The sequence below is a fragment of the Prevotella sp. P2-180 genome (genome assembly GCF_002251435.1).
Classification (GTDB): Bacteria; Bacteroidota; Bacteroidia; order Bacteroidales; family Bacteroidaceae; genus Prevotella.
In genome coordinates, this window is the sequence record NZ_NPJI01000038.1 from 40,235 (window position 1) to 62,200 (window position 21,966).

A 21,966-nucleotide genomic window follows, 5' to 3' on the forward strand; every position below is an offset into this window, starting at 1 on the left:
CAGTTTTTGTTGGCAAAGATAATGATATTCGAGCGAAATACAAAATAAAAGTCCAAAAACTTTTATTTTTATTCATATTTATGGGAGATGAGGAGTTCAGGAGATGAGGAGTTAAGGAGTTAAGCCTAGGGAAAATGAAAAGAGGTTTCCGTATTGGAAACCTCTTTGCTTGTGTGGGCGCTGAGGGATTCGAACCCCCGACCCTCTGCTTGTAAGGCAGATGCTCTAAACCAGCTGAGCTAAGCGCCCTTTCTTTATTGCGGGTGCAAAGGTACGTACTTTTTTTCATTCCACCAAATTTTTCGGGAACTTTTTTACTTTATTAGTGAAAAAAGTTCCCTATCCTATCATTTATCCACATTTTCATCCTTTGATTCGAGTTGTTGTCGAAGATTTTCGTTTTCCATTCGCTCGTCTTCAAGTTGTGCATTGATAGCTTCTATCTCCATCTGGTACATCTCATGTAAGGCTTCAGCGTCGGGTGCTTTTTTCCATTTGCCTCCACCTATATTATATGATAGTCCAATTTCCATGTTCAGCGTGGAGAATGGAACAAGGCGAGATGCCGTCTTCTGCGCCCTGCTGTAATTGATATCCAGGGAAAGAGACAACTTTTCGGACAAGGAAAGACTGTTAAGCAAACCAAGAGAGTAACTAAGTGAGTTTTCGTTGTGGCTAATATTCCTTGAGAATCCGAATCCAATGTATGGTACGAAGTTGTATTTTCTCGAAGGATTATATCCGTATACCATGTTGCTAAGATTGAATAACGCCTGTTCTTGTAGCGCCAGATAGTTAATGGAATTATCGGATGCCTTATCTGAAATGACGTTTCTTCCCCAGAAGCCGTTCATCTTTGTTCTAAGTCCCAATCCTGGTGTAAACCATTTGCCGATGGCAAATGACAGTCCGAGGTTGTTTCTGAACTCCTTGAGTGGGCTTCCTGACAGCGCTTCAGGCTCATTGTCGGAATAAAAAGCCGAAGCTGTCGCAGAGAGAGATACAAACCAGTTGCTAAAGAACGAGTTGGTGATGACATTATTATGCTTTACAGCATTGGTGTTCCATCCAGACTGCTGTTCCATCTGTCCGTCATCCTCAAGCGATGAAATATCGATATCATCCTGAGCTACTGCGCCAATAGCGACAAGAAGACCAAAGGTTATTAAAAAAAATTTTTTCATATTCATTTTTTATATTTATCCCATTAATTGTTCGATTTCACTTTGAGGCAAGATGCAGAGTATGGCCTTTCCGTCAGGGGTATAGTTGACATTGGAGCAGGCGAAAAGCTCATTTACAAGCGACTCCATCTCAAGATTTGTCAGTATTTGTCCTGTTGGAATTGCAGCAACGCGTGCCATGGTGAGTGCCAGCGACTTATGTATGGTTTCTAATGAGGGAGAGCCTTTTTCCACTGCCTCTGCCACCATATTCACCAGCAATGTCCTGTAGTCAATGCCTTCCATACCCGCAGGAACACCATTAATAGAGTAGCTACCTTGTCCAAGGTCAGACAAATCAAAACCCATTTTTGCCAGTTCTGGAAGTACTTTGTCTAGAATCACGGCTGATGAAGCCGGGAAATGTACTACTTCAGGAAACAACACCTGTTGGACATGTGCTGACTGCGTGCACATCTGCTGAAGATATCGTTCATATTTTATCCTCATGTCTGCCCTGTGTTGCTCGATAATCATCAAACCCGACTTTACTGCGGTCATGATGTATGTAGCCTTGTACTGATAGTGTGCGGGTGAACGGTCTGTGAGTTCGTTGTTTTCATAAACAATCTGTTGTCCGTTGTCATGTGGCATAATCTCTGTGTAAGAGTCATCGTCAGACATAGGGAACAATTGAGGTTCTTCTTGAGTGTTAGAGTCAGAACCTATATTTCTATACAGGTCTTCCCATTTGTCAGGCACGTTATGACGCCTCTCTGTCTCAGATGGCCTAAAAGGATTATAGTCGGCATTGTATTTCGGTTGTGGTGGGGCGATGATTTCCTGAGATGGGTCGAAGAGAGGCATATCAGGTTGTCCCTCTGTGTCAAAGTCAATTGACGGTATCTCACAGAATTTGCCAATAGCATCGTTGATAGCCGCTGTGAGGATCTGCCATATCGGCTGTTCGTTTTCAAACTTTATTTCTGTTTTTGTAGGATGAATATTGACATCGATGTCGCCTGGGTTGACATTAAAGTATATAAAATAAGGCACCTGCATGCCAACAGGAACAAGTCTTTCGAAAGCATTCATCACCGCCTTGTGGAAGTACGGGTGCTTCATATACCTTCCGTTGACAAAAAAGAATTGTTGTGTACATTTTTTCTTTGCCGACTCTGGTTTTCCCACAAAACCAGATATGTTGCACATTTGAGTGTTCACTTCCACAGGCAGCAGGTCGTGGTTGAGTTTTTTGCCGAAAACGTCAACGATACGTTGTCGCAGATTTCCTGGCCTGAGATTTATTAGTTCCGTTGTGTTACTATGAAGAGTGAATGCTATCTCAGGGTAAACGAGTGTTATTCTTTCAAATGCAGTCAAGATATTATTGAGTTCCGTGCTGTTGGTTTTCAGGAACTTTCTTCTTGCAGGCACGTTGAAAAACAAGTTTTCCACCATGAAGTTAGACCCGACAGGGCACGATACTGGTTCTTGTCTGACTATCTTCGAGGCAGAGATTTCTAGTTCGCTGCCTATCTCATTGTCCTTATGACGCGTTTTCAACTTCACTTGCGCCACAGCGGCAATAGAAGCCAGGGCCTCGCCTCTAAATCCCATTGTGTGAAGGGCGAAGAGATCGTCAGCCTTATTTATTTTCGACGTGGCATGACGTTCAAAGGCAAGGCGTGCATCGGTTTCCGACATACCTTTTCCGTCATCAATGACTTGTATAGAAGTTCTTCCGGCATCGACAACGACGACGTCTATAGATTTAGCTCCTGCGTCAACAGCATTTTCCACAAGTTCTTTTATTACGGAGGCCGGTCGTTGTATCACCTCGCCTGCCGCAATTTGGTTTGCCACTGAGTCTGGAAGAAGTTGTATTATGTCTGACATAGATTATTCTGATTTTTTGTTTTCGGACGATGTAGACGATTGTTCAAGAGGCTTCAGGTGCTGCAGAGGTGCGGAGCGTCGCTTTTCCGGTTTTATTTCCGAGCCGCCTTTCTTTGGCCGCCAATTGAAGATATCATTTTTGTCAAGCGGGCGTATATAGTCAAACCAGGCATAGTTTTGCAGGAAGAACTTACCTGGCGGTACTTGCGGGAGAGGATATAGTGTACCTGTGGCCTTTGGCATCCATATCTTTTTCATCTTCCTGTTTTCCAGAAACATTCTCATTTTTGTTGTCTCTGTATAATTGAGTCCAATGATTGTACTGTCACTATCGTCGATTGGATAGTATATAATCTGCACGTTGTCGATAGACTCCACCTCATTGAGTTCCCCGTTATTGAAGTACGCCAACATTTCCTTTGATGAAATTTGGTTGTAATGTATCGTGTCCGGCATTTGCTCTACCGACAGGGCCTGTCCTATTACATGGGCGCGATTGACAGTGGAATCTTTCATAAATACCTTTATCTCCTCACCCAATAGTTGTTGGTTGCCATTCCATACTATTGGGTCACGGTACATAGTCATGCATGAATCCTTTGAGTTGTAAACCAACGAGTCGCATACAGCCTGTACGTCGATGCGGTATGCCCTTACATGGTTATAAGCATGTATTTTCCTATATACCGAGTCAGTGTTGATGTTGAAAGTATAGATTTTGAAAGTGTCGGCATGCATATACAATGAATCCTTCTGTGAGAAGTCGATGGCCACGGCACGTTTTGTTGCCATGGCATATCCGGTATTTTCGTCATACCAGCAATAATCTCCTGTTAGTTTATTCTTGTTTATTGAATCAGTGTATATAACATTTCCGAAAGCTTCCGACGTGCCTTTTTTGCTGTCGTAATACACGCTGTCTCCAATGACCGACTTGCCTTTGTCTTTCATTACCGACCGTCCAAACAATTCAGAATAGTCCGTCTTGGTATTGTAGTATCCATTTTCGGTGTATATATGACTATTGCCTGATGTAATGTTTGAAGGTCCGATTACATGTGCCAGAGATTTCCCCGTGTCGTAATACAGAGTGTCTGATGTAAGATAGAATTTTTTATTTCTCAATCTTACATCATAGTTAAATACCGCCATACGGGTCTTTGTATCATACTCTCCCCAGTCAGATGTGAGGACACTTCCGTTGTCAACAAGTTTTCCTCCTTCGAAAAAATATCCAATATTGTAAAGTCTATCGAAGTTAAGACTGTCGGTATATAATTTGGATTTTCTATGTGTCAGCACCACATTGAATCTTGCCTCTGCCATCTGCTCGTTGCCGTCATAGTAGGCATAGTCAGAGAAGAGAGTCAAGGTGTCGCCTTGATACATCTTAACATTGCCAAAGGCCTCGAAAGAATTCGAGGCCTCATAGAAATGAGCGCTGTCGCAGAACAGTTTGGCTCCATTATGTTTGAACTGCACATGTCCGTTAAGGATTTGTGCGTCAGGATTTTTATATTGGTCATAAGACAACATGTCCGAGTGTATGAGATACACCCTGTTGTCTTCCGTCTTCTGTACCTTTCGAGTTCTTTTCTTTTTCTGCGGTACTATGGCGAACGTTAGTCCGAAGATACAGAAGGCAGTCAGGAAAATTACACTTCTTTTTGACATATCGCCTATCTTATCCAACCGTCATATTCAAACTTGCAGTCCTTGTATCTTGGATTAATGCGCACATATGTGACCTTAATCTTGTCTACCACCCACTTATGTAGTTTCTCTGCCCTGCGTTTATTCTCCACCACCTCTTTCATCACCTGAAAGTCTTCTGTGATTTTTGCTTTATGACCATCAACGCGGTTCTTGAGTTTCACTATGGCACACACCTGCTTGCCTCTGTTGTTGATAAGTGAGAAAGGAGCCGAGACCTCTCCCACCTTCATGGTGTCTACCACAATAGCTATTTCAGATGGAAGGTCTTGCATACGGAATTTGGAAGTACGCGTCATCTCTGTTGCGTTCGACATCAATCCCTTGTTGTTTTTTGTGTCTTTGTCGTCAGAGATGTAGCTTGCACCTTCCTCGAATGTGAATTTGCCGGCAGTGATGTCGTTGCGTATTGAGTCCAGGCGGTTGAGGCAGTTCTCTACGGCTTCGTCAGACACCTGTGGCTTCATGAGTATGTGTCGTACCTTAATCTTGTCGCCTCTCTTGTCAATAAGCTGAATGATATGATAACCGAATTCAGATTCTACAATTTTTGATACCTTCTTCGGGTCGGTGAGGTTGAAGGCCACATTGGCGAATGCAGGGTCGAGCATGCCTCGGCCTGTATAGTCAAGTTCACCGCCCTGCCTTGCAGTTCCGGGGTCTTCCGAATACAGGCGCGCAAGGGTTGTGAATGACGATTCGCCTCGTGTTATTCTATCGGTGAAATCTCTAAGAGTCTCCTTCACCCTGTTTATCTCTTGCTGTTCAATTTTTGGTGTCTGTGTGATAATCTGCACCTCCACCTCCGTTGGTACGTATGGAATGCTGTCTTCAGGAAGGGTGCTGAAATATTTTCGCACTTCGGCGGGAGTTACCGATATATCCTCTACGAGTTGCTTCTGCATCTTCTGGGCCATTAGTCGGTCTTTTACCACATCGTTGAGCTCGTTACGCATTTGAGTCACAGTTTGCTTTTTGTATTCCTCCAGCTTTTCTTTTGAGCCAATCATCTGTATCCATCCGTTTATCTGTTGGTCAACCATCTGTGACACTTCCGACTGCGACACTTCAATACTGTCTATTGCGGCTTGATGGAGGTAAAGTTTTTGTACTGCTATCTGTTCTGGTATCACGCAGTCTGGATCCCCGTTCCATCTCAGTCCATCCTGTGCAGCTTGAAGACGCATAGCTTCCACGTCGCTTTTCAGTATGGCTTCGTCGCCTACGACCCATATCACTTCGTCAACGATGGCTGTTTCCGGCACTTCCTTCACGGAGTCTACGGTTGTAGTGTCTGTTGCTTCAGTATCGCCAGCCATCTGTCCTTTGGCCATAGATGCGATACCGATAATGGCAAGGAAAGCTAATGAATATAGTCTAATACTTGTTTTCATTATTTATGTCAAATTTATCGAATAGTTTTCAATGCTTCTTTGTTTATGCTTACAGGGTAGCGTCTTCTCAATTCTGCTATCCATTCCTTTTCGAGTTTTTCCTGTAAGTCAGACACGACAAGACCTTCCACGTCGGTATAGTGTTTTGGAGCTTTGAGTTTCTTGCCATATACGGCAGCCTCAACAAATCCATCTGGCATGCTAAATGTAGTGTCGCATTTGAACACCATTTTGTCTACCACTGCATTTACACCCTTTTTAAAGATACCTTTTTCTGCCTTTATCCGTTTTAGGCTATCGGCATTAAAGGTAGAACGCAATGCTTCATTCCAGTCGGCAAAGTCAAGATTTTTTATACAGTTCTTCACTTTCTTCACATCCTCGCCATTTCTCACGAAGTATGCTATTCCCTTATATCTTGGTTCTGTCCATTTGTATTTCTTTTTGTTAGCCTTGAAATATGCCTCCAAGGCCTCCTTGTCCTTTGCTGCTTTCTCCCACACGGTTCGGTTGCTGATTTCATATAGCAGTAGTCCGTCGTGATATTCTTGGAACAGATATTTCATGTCTGAGTCCACGGCACATACAGAATCGGCTATCTGCTCTATTGCCTGTACTTCTGTAAGTGAACCATTTGAGTTCTCTACCATAGCATTGACTTTTCTCATTGCTATTGACTCTCTTATGTTTCTTTTCTCCATAAACTGAAGAATATCGCTACGAAGCGTGTCAAAGGGTTCGAGTTGCTTTCTGTCTTTCATTTGTATGATATGGTAACCTACTGGTGACAGGAAAGGTGTGCTCATCTGTCCTGTCTGCAATGCAAACGCCTGTTCTTCAAATTCCTTCAGGGTTTGGTTCTTGGCAATCCAAGGCAGTGTACCGCCGTTGCGTGCCGACCCAAGGTCATCAGAATACTTACGTGCCATATCAGAAAAATCAGCCCCTTTTATCAAGGCGTCGTATATGGAGTCTATACGCGTCTTTGCTGTTTGCTGTTCCTCAGCAGAAGCCTGTTGGCTAAGCCTCAGCAGGATATGTGCCGGTTTTATGAGCCCTTCCGGCCCTATACGGTTTTTCTGGTCTTCATATATTCTCTTTGCCTCTTCGAGCATCTCGTTGTCGGTAACAATCTGCGGCATCAACTGTTTGTTTCTGTAGAGAGCATATTCTTTTCTGAATGACGTTAATGTGTCAAGACGTGCATCGAGAGCGGCAGCCACTTTCAGTTTGTAGTTGACATACAAGTCGGCATATTCCTCTACGGTTTTCTTGTCAATCACACCATCGCCATTGTTCTTGGAGTAGGAATAAACAAATTCCGAACGGCTGACAGGTATGCCGTTGACAGTCATTACCACTGGATCACCAGCAGTTTGTGCATTGGCGGCAATAGCCACCAATATTGAGACAAAGGTGAATAATATCTTCATAATTCGCAAAGTGGGCGGACACAGATGTCCATGTCCGCCCTATATTTCAATTTTTCGTTTTCTGCTCAACCTTATTAAATAATAAAAGCTAAGTTCATTACTATATATCAGTCGTTGGGACGGGAGTAGTTAGGAGCCTCGCTAGTGATTGCGATATCGTGTGGGTGGCTCTCCAATACGCCAGCATTGGTAATGCGTGTGAACTTAGCGTTATGCAGCGCTTGTATGTCATTGGCACCGCAATAGCCCATACCCGAGCGCAGACCTCCCACAAGCTGGTAGATAACCTCCTGCACTGTGCCCTTGTATGGCACACGTCCGGCAATACCCTCTGGCACGAGTTTCTTTACGTCCTTTGTGTCGCTTTGGAAGTAGCGGTCCTTTGAACCGTTCTTCTGTTCCATGGCCTCGAGCGATCCCATTCCCCTATAGCTCTTAAACTTACGTCCGTTGAAGATAATGGTCTCGCCTGGGCTTTCTTCTGTTCCAGCCACGAGTGAACCAATCATTACGCAACTTCCTCCTGCAGCCAGTGCCTTGACAATGTCTCCAGAATAGCGTAGTCCACCGTCAGCGATGAGTGGAATGCCTGTGCCTTTCAGTGCGCTATACACGTCGTAAACGGCCGAGAGTTGCGGTACTCCTACACCTGCCACTACACGTGTGGTGCAGATAGATCCAGGGCCGATGCCCACCTTCACGGCGTCAGCGCCATTGTCCACGAGCATTCGTGCAGCTTCACCTGTAGCCACATTGCCAACGACGATGTCAACTTTCGGGAACGATTTCTTTGCCTCGACAAGCTTTTCGATGACATATTTAGAATGTCCGTGAGCAGTGTCGATGATGATGGCATCAGCACCTGCGTCAACAAGCGCCTGCATGCGGTCAAGTGTATCAGCGGTCACACCCACTCCTGCCGCAACACGCAGACGTCCTTTCTCGTCCTTGCATGCCATTGGTTTGTCTTTGGCCTTGGTAATGTCCTTATATGTGATAAGTCCTACAAGATGATTGTCCTTGTCGACTACCGGGAGCTTTTCAATCTTGTTCTCCTGTAGAATCTGTGCAGCGGCAATGAGGTCGGTCTGCTGATGTGTGGTTACGAGGTTATCCTTTGACATAATCTCGTCAACCTGCTTGTCGAGCCTACGTTCGAAACGCAAGTCACGATTGGTTACGATACCCACGAGATGGTTTTCTTCGTCCACTACAGGTATACCTCCGATATGGTATTCAGCCATCATGTCGAGTGCATCCTTGACAGTAGAGCCACGGCGTATGGTCACGGGATCATAGATCATACCATTCTCCGCACGTTTCACAATGGCTACATGACGTGCCTGGTCCTCGATGGTCATGTTTTTGTGTATTACTCCGATACCGCCTTCTCTTGCTATGGCAATAGCCATCTGCGACTCGGTCACTGTGTCCATGGCAGCAGTGACGAATGGCACGTTTAGTTCAATATTACGAGAGAACTTTGTTTTCAACTCTACCGATTTTGGCAGTACCTCAGAGTAAGCCGGAATAAGCAGGACGTCATCGAAAGTCAAGCCGTCCATTACGATTTTGTCTGCAATAAATGATGCCATAAATGTTCTTTTCTATTTTATTGCGTGCAAATTTAGCACAATTTTCTTATATAAAGAGCGTTATTAAGATTTTTAACTTTAATTTGCCATTTCAGAAATAAACTTTATCCTTACCAGACGAATTTCATCTTCAGAATAGTCTTCTCCCAACTCTTCTATCGCTGTTTCGAGGTCATCAGTGTCGGAGTCGAGGAAGTAGTCGTATATATCGTCTACATGTTCCTCATCCATTACCTCCTCGAGGAAATAGTCGATGTTAAGTTTTGTTCCAGAGTATACGATAGCCTCCACCTCGTCCAGCATCTCGTCAAAGTCTATACCCTTGGCGTTAGCGATGTCGTCGAGAGCTATCTGACGATCGATGCCTTGTATGATGCTAACCTTAAGCATAGACTTCTTTGCCACTGTACGCACCCTCAGGTCTGCCTGTCTGACAATATCGTTTTCTTCGCAGTAGTTCTTTATCAAGTTGACAAATTCTTTGGCATACGGCTGCCTTATCTTTCCCTCTCCCACACCCTGTATGCTTTTCAGTTCTTCTAACGACACGGGGTAGTCGGTGGCCATTTGGTCAATGGATACATCCTGGAATATGACATATGGAGGACGCTCCATTTGCTTTGACACCTTTTTACGAAGGTCACGCAGCATAGCGCATAGTGTAGGGTCGAGGGCACTGGTGGTCTCGCCTCCTTCCTCTGGATAATCATCGTCAAACTCCTTGTCTTCAACGATTTCAAACGACTTAGGATTCTTAATGAACTTCTTTCCGTCTGAAGTGATTTTCAACAGCCCATAGTTTTCCACATCTTTCTTCAGATAACCGGCAATGACAGCCTGTCTGAGCAGTGGATTCCAGATTTTCTCGTTTTCATCCTCGCCAGAGCCAAACTCCTCAAGGTTCTGGTGTTTGTGGGCGAGTATCTCATTAGTTTCTTTTCCGGTGATGAAATCCACGACATAGTCAGCGCGGAAGTTTTCCTTTATGGCAATAATGGCTTTCAAGGCTATGACCATTTGGTTCATAGCTTCAATCTTCTTCCGTGGATGGAGACAGTTGTCGCAGTTGCCGCAATTGTCTTTGTTATACTGCTCGCCAAAATAGTGCAGCAACATTTTTCTTCTACAAACGGAAGTCTCTGCATATGCGGCAGTCTCCTGTAGCAGTTGTCGGCCGATGTCTTGTTCTGCCACCGGTTTTCCTTCCATAAACTTGTCGAGCTTTTGAAGGTCCTTATAGCTATAGAACGCCAAGCAGATGCCTTCTCCTCCGTCGCGTCCGGCCCTGCCTGTTTCCTGATAGTATCCTTCCAGGCTTTTCGGTATGTCATAGTGAATCACGAAGCGCACGTCAGGCTTGTCTATTCCCATTCCGAAAGCTATGGTCGCCACAATCACGTCGATGCGTTCCATAAGGAAATCGTCCTGGGTTTGCGATCTTGTATTGGAGTCAAGGCCGGCATGATATGCGGCTGCTTTTATATCGTTAGCTTTCAATATGGCCGCAAGTTCTTCCACCTTTTTCCTTGACAGACAATAGATGATGCCGCTCTTTCCAGAATGTTGTCTTATGAACTTAATAATATCTTTGTCAACATCCTTTGTCTTCGAACGTATCTCATAATATAAGTTAGGACGATTGAACGAGCTTTTGAACTCATCGGCCTCCACGATACCAAGGTTTTTCTTTATGTCGGTACGAACCTTGTCGGTGGCAGTGGCGGTGAGTGCTATAACAGGAGCTTGGCCTATCTCATTGACTATTGGACGTATGCGTCGGTATTCTGGTCTGAAGTCATGTCCCCATTCTGATATACAATGAGCCTCGTCAACGGCATAGAATGATATTTTCACAGTCTTCAGAAACTCGACATTGTCTTCTTTAGTCAGCGATTCAGGAGCTACATAAAGCAACTTTGTCTTGCCGCTCACGATGTCTTTTTTCACGCGGTCAATAGCAGCCTTGTTGAGCGATGAGTTAAGGTAGTGTGCCACACCTTCCTCCTCGCTCAGTCCATTCATAAAGTCGACTTGATTTTTCATGAGTGCTATGAGTGGAGAAATGACGATGGCCGTACCTTCCATTAGCAGTGATGGCAATTGGTAGCACAAAGACTTTCCTCCGCCTGTAGGCATGAGTACGAAAGTGTCACGGCCTTCAAGTACGTTGCGTACTATAGCTTCCTGATCGCCTTTGAACTTGTCAAAGCCGAAATATTTCTTCAATTCTGCGGTTAGATTCATATTTTCACATTTATATCTTCAATGATATTTAGGGGCAGCCGTCATCCTACATTCTGCAACCTTGATTTCTCAAGTTGTTGCTTTGCATAATCGGCTGTAATCTCAAATTTCTTTACTCTCTTCGAAGGTAGTTCAAACATGGCATCGGTCATTATGCTTTCAACTATTGAGCGTAGTCCGCGGGCACCGAGTTTGTATTCCACCGCCTTGTCTACAATCACGTCAAGAGCATCCTGGCTAAATGTCAATTCTATACCGTCCATTTCCATCAGTTTCTTATATTGCTTGATAATGGAGTTTTTTGGCTCGACGAGAATCTTTGCCAAGGCTTCCTTGTCAAGTGGATTGAGATATGTAAGCACTGGCATACGTCCGATGATCTCCGGTATGAGTCCGAACGACTTCAAGTCTTGTGGCACTACATATTTCATGATATCCTTCTTGTCAATCTTCCTTACATTCTGTACAGAGTTGTAACCGACGGTATGTGTGTTCATGCGCTGAGCAATCTTCGTCTCAATACCATCGAAGGCACCACCGCAAATAAAAAGAATGTTTCGGGTATCCACATGAATGTAATCCTGATCGGGATGCTTACGTCCACCCTTTGGCGGCACGTTGACCATGGTTCCCTCAAGAAGTTTCAATAATCCCTGTTGCACACCCTCTCCGCTTACGTCGCGTGTTATCGATGGGTTGTCGCCTTTTCGAGCTATCTTGTCTATCTCGTCGATGAAAACGATACCCCTCTGTGCCGCTTCCACATTGAAGTCGGCCACCTGTAGCAGTCTTGAGAGAATACTTTCCACGTCTTCACCCACATATCCGGCCTCAGTGAACACTGTGGCGTCGACAATAGTGAACGGCACATCGAGCAACTTCGCGATTGTGCGTGCCAAGAGTGTCTTTCCGGTGCCGGTGCTTCCAACCATTATGATGTTGCTTTTCTCTATCTCTACACCGCTATCGTCGTCGGGTTGCTGCAAACGCTTGTAGTGGTTGTACACTGCAACAGAAAGGTACTTCTTCGCTTCGTCCTGACCTATTACATACTGGTCGAGATATTCTTTTATCTTGGCAGGCTTAGGTATTCTCTTCTGCTTAAGACCTTTGTCGTTGTCTTTTTTGTTAGACTGCGACTGCATTTGTGACTCCATGATGGAATAGGCCTGTTGAATACAATTGTCGCAGATGCATCCATTGATGCCGGTGACCATTAGGCTTACCTGTGACTCGGATCGACCGCAAAAACTACATTTCTTCATATATCTTTATCCTTCCTCGCCTGTCTTTCTTTTCAGCACCATATCAATCATTCCGTATTCCTTTGCCTCATCGGCAGTCATCCAATAGTTACGGTCAGAGTCCTTCCACACCTTTTCATACGGAGTGTGAGAGTGTTCGGATATGATCGTATAAAGTTCCTTCTTGAACTTCATTATTTCTTTTGCTTCGATTTCGATGTCGGAAGCCTGTCCCTGCACCCCTCCGAGTGGTTGATGGATCATCACTCGGCTATGGGGCAATGCCGAGCGTTTGCCCTCTGCCCCTGCCACGAGCAAGACGGCCGCCATTGAAGCTGCCATGCCTGTGCATATTGTTGTCACATCACTTGAGATGAACTGCATGGTGTCGTAGATGCCTAATCCTGCTGTCACGCTTCCGCCAGGAGAATTGATATATATAGACACATCCTTGCCAGGGTCAACCGAGTCAAGATATAGAAGTTGTGCCTGTAGGGTGTTAGCTGTATAGTCGTCTATTTGTGTGCCAAGGAAAATGATACGATCCATCATCAGTCGTGAAAACACGTCCATTTGAGTTACGTTCAGCTGACGTTCCTCAAGAATATATGGGTTAAGGTACTGAGCCTGTGAGCTCACCACTTCGTCAAAAACAAGGCCGTTAATGCCTAAATGCTTTGTAGCATACTTTCTAAAATCGTTCATGTCTTATATATATAAATATGGTATAAAAATAGAGGTTATCGACCCTCTTATACTCGTTCGTGGAACAAAGTTAATAAAAAAAGTCGATAACCTCTATTTTTTAGAGGTTTTTTTTCAAAAAAACCTTATTTTTCTTGCATCATCTTGTTGAAATCGTCCAATGAGATGGTTTTTTGGTTCAATTTAACCACTTTTTTCACTGCATCTGCAAGTTTGACATCAATAGCGCGTTCAACGAGATTGTCTATGTAGTTCTTGTCCTTCAGCATGTCGTTAGCATACTTCTCAAGATACTCCTCTGGTACGTTGTTCATACCATACTGTGCAAACTGGATGCGTGCTGCCTCAACGGCTACAGCTTTCACGTCTGCATCTTCAATCTTTATCTCGGCAGCCTTCACAAGCTGGTTTTTGATAAGGCTCCACTTCAGTTCCTTGATGCTTGCATCGAAATGCTCATTTACGAATGCCTCGCCTTTCTCCTGGTTGTTGTTGAGCATGATGCGCTTCAACAATTCATTGGGGAATGTCAGTTCTCCAACCTTATTTTCTGCGTATGCGCGCACGTCGAGGAGGAACTTGTAGTCTGTATCGCTCTTCAGCTGGTTCTTTATGCCCTCAGCTATCTTCTGACGGAAGTCTGCTTCGTCCTTCACGTTGTCCTTACCATAAATCTGGTCGAACAGTTCTTGGTTTACCTCAGCCTTTGTATAGCGTGAAATCTCTGTCACGAGGAATGTAAAGTCTGAAGTCAGTTCCTCTGCCTTGGCATCGTCAATCTTCAGCAGCGACTTTATCTCTGCGTTGCTTTCAGGATATGCCTTCTTGGGGTTGAAGGTGATAACGCTACCGAGCTTTGCGCCGTCGAACAATGCACGCTGGTCGTCAACCTTTATATATTCTGGCATAAGCACTGCAGCCTCAACCACGATACCATCTTCCTTGGCATTGCCGTCAGCATCAAGTTCGCGGAGATCACCCTTTAGCATATCGTTTTGTGAACCATCGTATTCTTCAACCTTGTCGTAGTGGCCTGCACGCGACTGGAACATCTCTACCTGCTGGCTAACGAGTTTGTCGTCAACGTCAATATCATAGTAGTCTATGCTATCGTCGGCTGTAAGCTCTATTTTGAACTCGGGAGCTACAGCGATGTCGAATATGAAGGTGTATGGACCATCAGCTTCGAGGTCCTGTGGCACCTGGTTGGCATTTGCCAACGGCTCGCCGAGCATGTCGATATTATTGTCTTTAATGTAATCGTTAAGGTTCTTGCCGATGAGTTTGTTTACTACGTCGGCCTTTACCGATGCACCAAACTGGCGCTTGATGAGTCCGATAGGAGCCTGTCCTACGCGGAAACCAGGTACATTAGCCTTTTTACGGTAATCCTTAAGAGTCTTGTCTACTTCTGCCTGATAGTCGTCTTTCTCAATGGTCAGTGTCAGTACGCCATTGACTTTGTCGGGGTTTTCGAATGAAATATTCATTTGTTATTATCTATTATTTTGTTTGTAATCACATTTTGGGCTGCAAAGATACATATAAAAGGTGTAACAGCCAACTTTTTTTCTATTTTTAACTCTTTATCCAATATTTTTCTACCTTTAATCTTTAATTTTTAATTTTTTAATTCTTTAAATTTTTAATCTTTACTCTCCTCCCTCTGAAACTCTTTCTTTCTGAGAACGAAACTGTTGCTGAGATACTTCTCTCTTACAATTTTGTTTTCAGCAAGTTCCTCCGGACTTCCCTGAAACAATATCTTGCCTTCGAATAGAAGATATGCCCGGTCGGTAATACTGAGTGTCTCCTGTACGTTATGGTCGGTTATGAGAATGCCGATGTTACGGTCCTTAAGTTTCCACACTATCTGCTGGATGTCTTCCACCGCAATGGGGTCGACACCTGCGAAAGGCTCATCTAACATGATGAATTTCGGGTCGATGGCAAGACAACGGGCTATTTCCGTACGTCGGCGCTCACCGCCTGAGAGCTGGTCGCCTTTGTTCTTGCGCACCTTCTGCAGTCGGAACTCCTTTATCAAACTTTCAAGTTTTTCCCGTTGGTAATCACGAGGTTTGCCCGTCATTTCCAGCACCGACATGATATTGTCTTCCACACTCATTTTCCTGAACACGCTCGCTTCTTGCGCAAGGTATCCGATACCGGCACGCGCACGCTTGTAAACAGGAAACTTTGTGATTTCCAGGTCGTCGAGATATATGTGGCCGGCATTGGGCACAATAAGTCCTGTGGTCATATAAAATGACGTCGTCTTGCCGGCACCATTAGGGCCTAACAGTCCGACTATTTCTCCTTGCTTCACGTTTATCGAAACGTCGTTCACCACTGTGCGCTTTCCATAGCGCTTCACCAAGCCTTCGGTGCGCAGCACCATGCCAGTTTCGTTATTTGTTGTCTCGTCCATGTCGATTATCTGAAATTTTGTGGCAAAGGTACTGCTTTTTTTCCATCTACAATCCCTTTACTCCCATTTTTTCAGTACTTTTTCAATAAATAAACTAAAAAACTGCATCTTTATTATGAGTTTCTCACATCTTTTGTATATCTTTGCAAGCGAAAACGTATCAAATTTTGATAAACCATAACGAAGAAATAATATTATGTTGATAAACAAATGGCTTAACACACTCGGACGTTACCTGATTCTTATGGGCAGGACATTCCAGCGTCCGGAACGTATGCGCATGTTCATAAAGGAATATGTGAAAGAGATGGCCCAGCTTGGTGTCAACTCTATAGGCATTGTGCTTCTCATCTCGTTTTTCATTGGAGCGGTGATATGCATACAGATGAAGCTTAACATACAGAGTCCTTGGATGCCGCGTTGGGTAACAGGATATACCACACGAGAGATATTGCTTCTCGAGTTCTCTTCATCTATCATGTGCCTTATCTTGGCTGGTAAGGTAGGGTCAAATATCGCTTCCGAAATAGGCACAATGCGCGTAACACAACAGATTGACGCTCTTGACATAATGGGAGTGAACTCTGCATGCTACCTGATACTGCCGAAGATTCTCGGCCTTATCACCATCATGCCTTTTCTTGTGATATTCAGTTCCGCCACAGGCATCCTCGGCGCTTATGCCACGGCATACATAGGCCATGTGTTATCGCCCGATGACCTTACCGCCGGTCTTCAGCATGCCTTCAACCCCTGGTTTGTGTGGATGAGCATCATCAAGAGTCTTTTCTTTGCCTTCATCATCTCCAGCGTACCCTCGTTCTTCGGATATAACGTCGAAGGTGGTTCGGTGAATGTTGGCAAGGCGAGTACCGACGCTGTGGTTTGCTCCTCGGTGCTCATTCTATGTAGCGACGTCTTCTTGACGCAGTTGTTGAGTGTTTAGAAAAAACGGAGTATGATTGAAATAAAGAACCTTTGCAAGTCGTTTGAGGAAAAAGAAGTACTCAAAAACATATCGGCTACTTTTGAGAACGGGAGAACAAATCTCATTATCGGACAAAGTGGTTCGGGAAAGACCGTACTGATGAAAAACCTCGTTGGTCTGCTCGATCCCACGTCTGGGCAGGTGCTATACGACGGACGAGACTTTGTGACCATGTCGAAGCGCGAGAAGATAGAACTGCGACGGGAGATGGGAATGATATTCCAGTCGGCAGCATTGTTCGACTCCATGACAGTGCTCGAAAATGTCATGTTCCCGCTCGACATGTTCTCAAACATGAACTATCGGGAGCGAGTGAAAAGGGCTCAGACCTGTCTTGACAGAGTAAACCTTATAGATGCCGAGACAAAGTTTCCTGGAGAAATATCAGGAGGCATGCAGAAGCGTGTGGCCATTGCAAGAGCCATAGCGCTAAATCCTAAATACCTCTTCTGCGACGAGCCAAACTCAGGTCTTGACCCAAAGACATCACTCGTCATCGACGAACTGTTGCATAGCATCACCCACGAATACAACATCACCACCATTATCAACACCCACGACATGAACTCCGTAATGGGTATTGGCGAGTCGATAATATTCATATACCAAGGCCACTTGGAATGGCGCGGGGAAAGCAAGGACATCATGACCTCCACCAACCAACTGCTCACCGACTTCATCTTCGCCAGCGACCTGCTGAAGAAGATGAAAAAAAGTATTACGGGAAGTTAGGCTCATTTCATAAGCCACTTCCCGTCTTTTTCTACCATAGGAACTACAATTTCCTCATTCACGCTGTCGCCGAAACATAGCATGAGAAACACATTGGTCACCTTACTCACTGAGTCGGCCGACGACCTTACTATGCGAATGTCGTTTACCCCATTATGCTCTTCCTTCAACTCGTATACATACATCTTGGCATTTACCACCAACTGGTCACGGTAAGAAGAGGGGATGGAGTCGGAACGGTATACTCCATCAACAAAAAAGCCATATCCACCGGCCATCAGACTGTCGTAATAGGCTTTGGCAGCCTCGGCAGCCATATCCCTTGGATCCTTATCAGAGCAGCCCATGGCCAAAAGGCCAAAGGCTGCACAAAATAAAATATTTCTCATACGAAAAGTCTTCTCGTTTTATCCTTCTTACTTCTGGCGGATGAAGATATTTATCGGTGTTCCGCTAAGGTTCCAGTTCTCACGTATCTTATTCTCAAGGAAACGCTTGTATGGCTCCTTGATATACTGTGGGAGATTTGCATAAAACACAAATGAAGGTATCTGTGTGTTAGGCACTTGCGAACAATATTTAATCTTTATGTATTTACCCTTGATAGATGGTGGCGGATAGGCTTCAATGAGCGGGAGCATAGTCTCGTTGAGCTTCGTTGTTCCTATTTTTGCCGTGCGGTGCAGATATACGTCCTTTGCCGTTTCCAGCACCTTGAATATGCGTTGTTTGGTGAGAGCGGATGCAAAAATTATCGGGAAGTCCGTAAATGGAGCCATGCGTTGGCGTATAGCCGTCTCGAATGTGTCTATCACCTTCTGAGTCTTGTCTTCCACCAAGTCCCATTTGTTCACTACTACCACAAGACTCTTGTTGTTCTTCTGAATGAGTTGGAAAATATTCATATCCTGTGACTCAATACCACGTGTAGCGTCAAGCATAAGTATGCACACGTCGCTGTTCTCGATAGAGCGTATGGAACGCATCACGGAGTAGAACTCAAGGTCTTCCGTCACTTTGTTCTTACGGCGTATTCCTGCGGTGTCTACGAGATAGAAGTCGAAGCCAAACTTATCATAGCGCGTATAGATGCTGTCGCGAGTAGTACCGGCTATCTCCGTAACAATGTTACGATCCTCGCCAATAAAAGCGTTGATGATGCTACTCTTGCCGGCATTCGGTCGTCCTACAACGGCAAAGCGTGGTATGCCTTCCTCAAGCGTTTCGCCCGTATCTTTCTTCAGCCTGCCCAGCACCTCGTCGAGAAGGTCGCCGGTGCCGCTACCTGTGGCGGCGCTAATGCAGAACGGGTCGCCCAACCCCAGCTTATAGAACTCAGCGGCATAGTACTGCTGAGTGTTGTTGTCTGTTTTATTTGCCACAAGTATCACGGGGAGTTTCGTGCGCCTCAGTATTTGCGCAACATCCTCGTCCCAGTCTGTCAGTCCGTTCATGACATCCACAAGGAAAAGCACCAGGTCGGCCTCCTCCGTTGCTATTATCACTTGCTTTCTTATTTCTTCTTCAAAAATGTCATCAGAGTTTACCACCCATCCTCCAGTATCCACTACGGAAAACTCCCTTCCGTTCCACTCGCATTTGCCATACTGGCGGTCACGCGTGGTGCCAGCTTCATCGCTGACTATCGCCTTTCTCGTTTTCGTCAGTCTGTTAAACAGAGTAGACTTACCCACGTTCGGACGTCCTACAATAGCTACTAAATTTGCCATATATTTAAATTATTATTCTTTTCTACGTTTAAGTTTTTTATCAAGAATACTCTCTACTCTATTCCGGATTATATCCAAAGCTGTTGAGCTCTTTCTCCGAGCTGCGCCAGTCTTTGTCCACCTTTACAAATATCTCGAGGAATATTGGTTTTCCAAAGAATTTCTCCAATGCCTTACGACTTTCCGTAGACACTTTTTTCAGTGCAAATCCCTGATGTCCTATGATGATACCTTTTTGCGACTCCCGTTCCACATATATCACGGCATTAATCCTTATCAGTTTCTGCTCCTCCTTGAATCTGTCTACCCTCACCTCTACCGAGTATGGTATCTCCTTGTCGTAGTAAAGAAGGATTTTTTCGCGTATAATCTCACTTACAAAAAATCGCGCAGGCTTGTCGGTAAGCTGGTCTTTGTCAAAATATGGAGGACATTCCGGCAAAAGATCGTAGATGCGTTTCAGAAGCATGTCTATGCCAAACTTGTTCTTGGCCGATATGGGAAGTATCTCAGCCTTTGGCAGCAACCCGTGCCATTTCTCTACAATATCACCAAGAGTTTTCTGGTCGCTCTCGTCTATCTTGTTTATCAACAGCAGCACTGGCACATCCATGCGTCCCACCTTCTCAAGGAAATCGATGTTTTTTTCAGGATTCTCTACAACGTCAGTGACATAGAGGAGAATGTCTGCATCTGTCAATGCCGACTCGGAGAAAGCCAGCATCGACTCCTGAAGTTTATAGTTTGGCTTCAGTACACCGGGAGTATCAGAGAACACTATCTGCATGTCGTCCCGGTTAACTATACCCATAATCCTATGTCGAGTGGTCTGAGCCTTGAATGTGGCGATGCTGATACGCTCGCCCACCAATTGGTTCATCAGTGTCGATTTTCCCACGTTGGGATTACCCACGATATTTACAAATCCTGCCTTATGCATGTTACGAATTAAATTAGTTGCGCAAAATTACACATTATTTTATGGAATACCAAACTATTTAAGTATAATTAACTACCCATAGTCTTATACCCCATATCTTCTATTTCTAATTCCATTGTTACTTTTTGCATAAAAATACACATTTCGAATACAAAATCCCAAGGGTGCGGGTATACTTCAGGTAGGCTCTGCCTCCACTCTGCCTCCGCTGTGACTCTATACCAAAGTCGGTGTAAGTCTATATTCAAATGAATAAATATACTGCCAAGACTGTATATTAAACCATTTTCATAGTTTTTTACGTCTCATATACAACATTTCAATATTGGCAGCAAACGTAACACTCAGTCCTGTCTTCACCATTAATCAATCTGCACCTCATCGTCTTTAATCAAAAAAAACAAAGTTAAAATCGTGTAAATATTACTAATTAAATTAATATATCATCTCACACATCTCCCTTATGCTTATCTTACGACCAAAAGCAACACGAAATATTCCGATTTATCTTTATTATCAGTGGTTTATAAAGAAGAATAGATAAATTCATGCAAATGAAAAATGTATCTCACCACAAGAGATAATCATTATACTAAAAGTTGAAGCAGGACATCTGAACAACTCATAAGAATATAGGATTAATTTGAATCAAGTCGGATTAAAAAATCTTAAATGCTTGTGTGTTAGTTTATTTATTATTACTTTTGCAGCAAGAAACAATGTTTTGCTCCACAATACTCGCAATTATTGACGATTATGGCAAACTATATACGATTTGACTGGGCTATGAAGCGCATGCTTCGCGACAAGGCAAACCATGCTGTGCTTGAGGGACTGATGACGGCTCTTCTCGGCGAGAAGTTCACGATAGTGAAGTTCCTTGAGAGCGAAGGCAATCAGACTGACGAAGAGGACAAGTTCAACCGTGTCGACATTCTTGCAGAGAGCGACCGTGGCGAACTCACCATCTTCGAGATACAGAACTTCCGTGAGCTATCTTATTACCACCGCATGATGTATGGTACTTCTAAGTTAATAACCGACTACATCAATTTAGCTCAGAACTATGGGAAAGTGGCTAAATTGTATTCTGTCAACATCGTATATTTCTCCTTAGATTTAGGCAAGGACTATGTTTATCACGGAAAGACCGTTTTTCGTGGCCTTCACAACACCGACGATGTGCTCAAACTCTCGAAACACCAGCAGGAATTGTTCTTCGGTACCGTGTCTGACGATGGTGAAACAAAGGATTCAGATGATTTGTTCCCTAATTATTATATGTTGAATGTTAACAACTTCGACAGTATTGCCACGACTCCCCTCGACGAGTGGATAGAGTTTCTCAAGACCGGCGAGATTTCCTCTGACACCAATGTCCCCGGCCTTGTAGAAGCCCTTGAGTGCCTTGACATAGCCAATATGAGTGCCGAAGACCGTCGCGCCTACTTCCGCCATCTCGACAACCTCTGTTACCAAAAAAGTGTAATCAGCACAAGTTATGATGATGGGATGCAGGAAGGGCTGAGGATAGGTCGTGAAGAAGGACTGGAAATAGCCAGAAAACAGGAAAAACTAATAATTGCCAAAAAAATCAAACGCCTCGGGGTACCAGTAGAAACTATCATTGCTGCCACTGGCCTTTCTGCAGATGAGATAGAATCGCTTTAGCAAATATTTATGGTGGGAAAGTTGAGTTATAAAAAACAAGAAATAAATCCCCATTTTCTTCGCTGATTTATTTTTTTGTATTAT

17 protein-coding genes and 1 tRNA gene are annotated in these 21,966 nt (G+C 44.3%); 3 read left to right on the plus strand and 15 right to left on the minus strand.

All coding sequences use genetic code 11. From position 1 onward, the window contains the following. Positions 1-174 precede the first annotated feature (174 nt). From CIK98_RS07045 to lptB, 12 genes are all read right to left on the minus strand, one after another. Positions 175-249: transfer RNA gene (locus CIK98_RS07045), tRNA-Val, on the minus strand. A gap of 98 nt (positions 250-347) precedes the next feature. Continuing rightward, on the minus strand, positions 348-1,184 hold the full coding sequence (locus CIK98_RS07050; RefSeq protein WP_141210456.1) for a hypothetical protein: 837 nt from the start codon (positions 1,182-1,184) through the stop codon (positions 348-350). Between the two features lie 15 nt (positions 1,185-1,199). Next, the gene (gene mutL / locus CIK98_RS07055) at positions 1,200-3,062 is read right to left on the minus strand and encodes a DNA mismatch repair endonuclease MutL (protein ID WP_094383559.1); all 1,863 of its coding nucleotides are present in this window, start codon (positions 3,060-3,062) and stop codon (positions 1,200-1,202) included. Between the two features lie 3 nt (positions 3,063-3,065). Then, positions 3,066-4,736, minus strand: coding sequence for an OstA-like protein (locus tag CIK98_RS07060; protein ID WP_094383560.1), 1,671 nt, complete (start codon positions 4,734-4,736; stop codon positions 3,066-3,068). A 5-nt stretch (positions 4,737-4,741) separates the two neighbouring features. Beyond that, complete coding sequence (locus tag CIK98_RS07065; RefSeq protein WP_094383561.1) at positions 4,742-6,169, minus strand: peptidylprolyl isomerase; 1,428 nt, start codon at positions 6,167-6,169, stop codon at positions 4,742-4,744. A 14-nt stretch (positions 6,170-6,183) separates the two neighbouring features. Beyond that, entirely contained in the window at positions 6,184-7,602 is a 1,419-nt protein-coding gene (locus CIK98_RS07070) for a peptidylprolyl isomerase (RefSeq protein WP_094383562.1), read from the minus strand. Between the two features lie 107 nt (positions 7,603-7,709). Further along, positions 7,710-9,197, minus strand: a complete 1,488-nt coding sequence (guaB, locus tag CIK98_RS07075; protein ID WP_094383563.1) for an IMP dehydrogenase — start codon at positions 9,195-9,197, stop codon at positions 7,710-7,712. Positions 9,198-9,275: 78 nt separating this feature from the next. Next, positions 9,276-11,441, minus strand: a complete 2,166-nt coding sequence (gene recQ / locus CIK98_RS07080) for a DNA helicase RecQ (protein WP_094383564.1) — start codon at positions 11,439-11,441, stop codon at positions 9,276-9,278. A 41-nt stretch (positions 11,442-11,482) separates the two neighbouring features. Next, complete coding sequence (gene clpX, locus CIK98_RS07085; protein WP_094383565.1) at positions 11,483-12,706, minus strand: ATP-dependent Clp protease ATP-binding subunit ClpX; 1,224 nt, start codon at positions 12,704-12,706, stop codon at positions 11,483-11,485. 6 nt (positions 12,707-12,712) lie between these two features. Then, positions 12,713-13,390 (minus strand): ATP-dependent Clp endopeptidase proteolytic subunit ClpP, encoded by a 678-nt coding sequence (gene clpP / locus CIK98_RS07090; protein ID WP_094383566.1) that lies wholly within the window; start codon positions 13,388-13,390, stop codon positions 12,713-12,715. A 125-nt stretch (positions 13,391-13,515) separates the two neighbouring features. Then, positions 13,516-14,880 (minus strand): trigger factor, encoded by a 1,365-nt coding sequence (tig, locus tag CIK98_RS07095; RefSeq protein WP_094383567.1) that lies wholly within the window; start codon positions 14,878-14,880, stop codon positions 13,516-13,518. A 155-nt stretch (positions 14,881-15,035) separates the two neighbouring features. Continuing rightward, entirely contained in the window at positions 15,036-15,821 is a 786-nt protein-coding gene (gene lptB / locus CIK98_RS07100; RefSeq protein ID WP_094383568.1) for an LPS export ABC transporter ATP-binding protein, read from the minus strand. A gap of 196 nt (positions 15,822-16,017) precedes the next feature. On the opposite strand from lptB, the gene CIK98_RS07105 reads away from it, so the two are divergent. After that, positions 16,018-16,767, plus strand: a complete 750-nt coding sequence (locus CIK98_RS07105) for an ABC transporter permease (protein ID WP_094383569.1) — start codon at positions 16,018-16,020, stop codon at positions 16,765-16,767. Positions 16,768-16,779: 12 nt separating this feature from the next. Further along, the gene (locus CIK98_RS07110) at positions 16,780-17,541 is read left to right on the plus strand and encodes an ABC transporter ATP-binding protein (RefSeq protein WP_094383570.1); all 762 of its coding nucleotides are present in this window, start codon (positions 16,780-16,782) and stop codon (positions 17,539-17,541) included. 2 nt (positions 17,542-17,543) lie between these two features. Here the strand turns inward: CIK98_RS07110 and CIK98_RS07115 are convergent, their stop codons facing one another. The 3 genes from CIK98_RS07115 to era are packed head-to-tail and all read right to left on the minus strand — an operon-like array spanning position 17,544 to position 20,211. After that, a complete protein-coding gene (locus CIK98_RS07115) occupies positions 17,544-17,930 on the minus strand; it encodes a hypothetical protein (RefSeq protein ID WP_094383571.1) in 387 nt (128 codons plus the stop codon). 27 nt (positions 17,931-17,957) lie between these two features. After that, entirely contained in the window at positions 17,958-19,271 is a 1,314-nt protein-coding gene (der, locus tag CIK98_RS07120) for a ribosome biogenesis GTPase Der (protein WP_094383572.1), read from the minus strand. A 58-nt stretch (positions 19,272-19,329) separates the two neighbouring features. Then, positions 19,330-20,211 (minus strand): GTPase Era, encoded by an 882-nt coding sequence (gene era / locus CIK98_RS07125; RefSeq protein ID WP_094383573.1) that lies wholly within the window; start codon positions 20,209-20,211, stop codon positions 19,330-19,332. Between the two features lie 756 nt (positions 20,212-20,967). Here era and CIK98_RS07130 point away from each other — a divergent pair. Further along, complete coding sequence (locus tag CIK98_RS07130; protein ID WP_094383574.1) at positions 20,968-21,882, plus strand: Rpn family recombination-promoting nuclease/putative transposase; 915 nt, start codon at positions 20,968-20,970, stop codon at positions 21,880-21,882. The last annotated feature ends 84 nt before the right edge of the window (positions 21,883-21,966 follow it).

What these genes read in the sequence shown, in the direction of transcription:
- CIK98_RS07050 (WP_141210456.1), bottom strand. Translation starts at nt 1,184, where the DNA reads ATGAAAAAATTTTTTTTAATAACCTTTGGTCTTCTTGTCGCTATTGGC.
- mutL (WP_094383559.1), bottom strand. Translation starts at nt 3,062, where the DNA reads ATGTCAGACATAATACAACTTCTTCCAGACTCAGTGGCAAACCAAATT.
- CIK98_RS07060 (WP_094383560.1), bottom strand. Translation starts at nt 4,736, where the DNA reads ATGTCAAAAAGAAGTGTAATTTTCCTGACTGCCTTCTGTATCTTCGGA.
- CIK98_RS07065 (WP_094383561.1), bottom strand. Translation starts at nt 6,169, where the DNA reads ATGAAAACAAGTATTAGACTATATTCATTAGCTTTCCTTGCCATTATC.
- CIK98_RS07070 (WP_094383562.1), bottom strand. Translation starts at nt 7,602, where the DNA reads ATGAAGATATTATTCACCTTTGTCTCAATATTGGTGGCTATTGCCGCC.
- guaB (WP_094383563.1), bottom strand. Translation starts at nt 9,197, where the DNA reads ATGGCATCATTTATTGCAGACAAAATCGTAATGGACGGCTTGACTTTC.
- recQ (WP_094383564.1), bottom strand. Translation starts at nt 11,441, where the DNA reads ATGAATCTAACCGCAGAATTGAAGAAATATTTCGGCTTTGACAAGTTC.
- clpX (WP_094383565.1), bottom strand. Translation starts at nt 12,706, where the DNA reads ATGAAGAAATGTAGTTTTTGCGGTCGATCCGAGTCACAGGTAAGCCTA.
- clpP (WP_094383566.1), bottom strand. Translation starts at nt 13,390, where the DNA reads ATGAACGATTTTAGAAAGTATGCTACAAAGCATTTAGGCATTAACGGC.
- tig (WP_094383567.1), bottom strand. Translation starts at nt 14,880, where the DNA reads ATGAATATTTCATTCGAAAACCCCGACAAAGTCAATGGCGTACTGACA.
- lptB (WP_094383568.1), bottom strand. Translation starts at nt 15,821, where the DNA reads ATGGACGAGACAACAAATAACGAAACTGGCATGGTGCTGCGCACCGAA.
- CIK98_RS07105 (WP_094383569.1), top strand. Translation starts at nt 16,018, where the DNA reads ATGTTGATAAACAAATGGCTTAACACACTCGGACGTTACCTGATTCTT.
- CIK98_RS07110 (WP_094383570.1), top strand. Translation starts at nt 16,780, where the DNA reads ATGATTGAAATAAAGAACCTTTGCAAGTCGTTTGAGGAAAAAGAAGTA.
- CIK98_RS07115 (WP_094383571.1), bottom strand. Translation starts at nt 17,930, where the DNA reads ATGAGAAATATTTTATTTTGTGCAGCCTTTGGCCTTTTGGCCATGGGC.
- der (WP_094383572.1), bottom strand. Translation starts at nt 19,271, where the DNA reads ATGGCAAATTTAGTAGCTATTGTAGGACGTCCGAACGTGGGTAAGTCT.
- era (WP_094383573.1), bottom strand. Translation starts at nt 20,211, where the DNA reads ATGCATAAGGCAGGATTTGTAAATATCGTGGGTAATCCCAACGTGGGA.
- CIK98_RS07130 (WP_094383574.1), top strand. Translation starts at nt 20,968, where the DNA reads ATGGCAAACTATATACGATTTGACTGGGCTATGAAGCGCATGCTTCGC.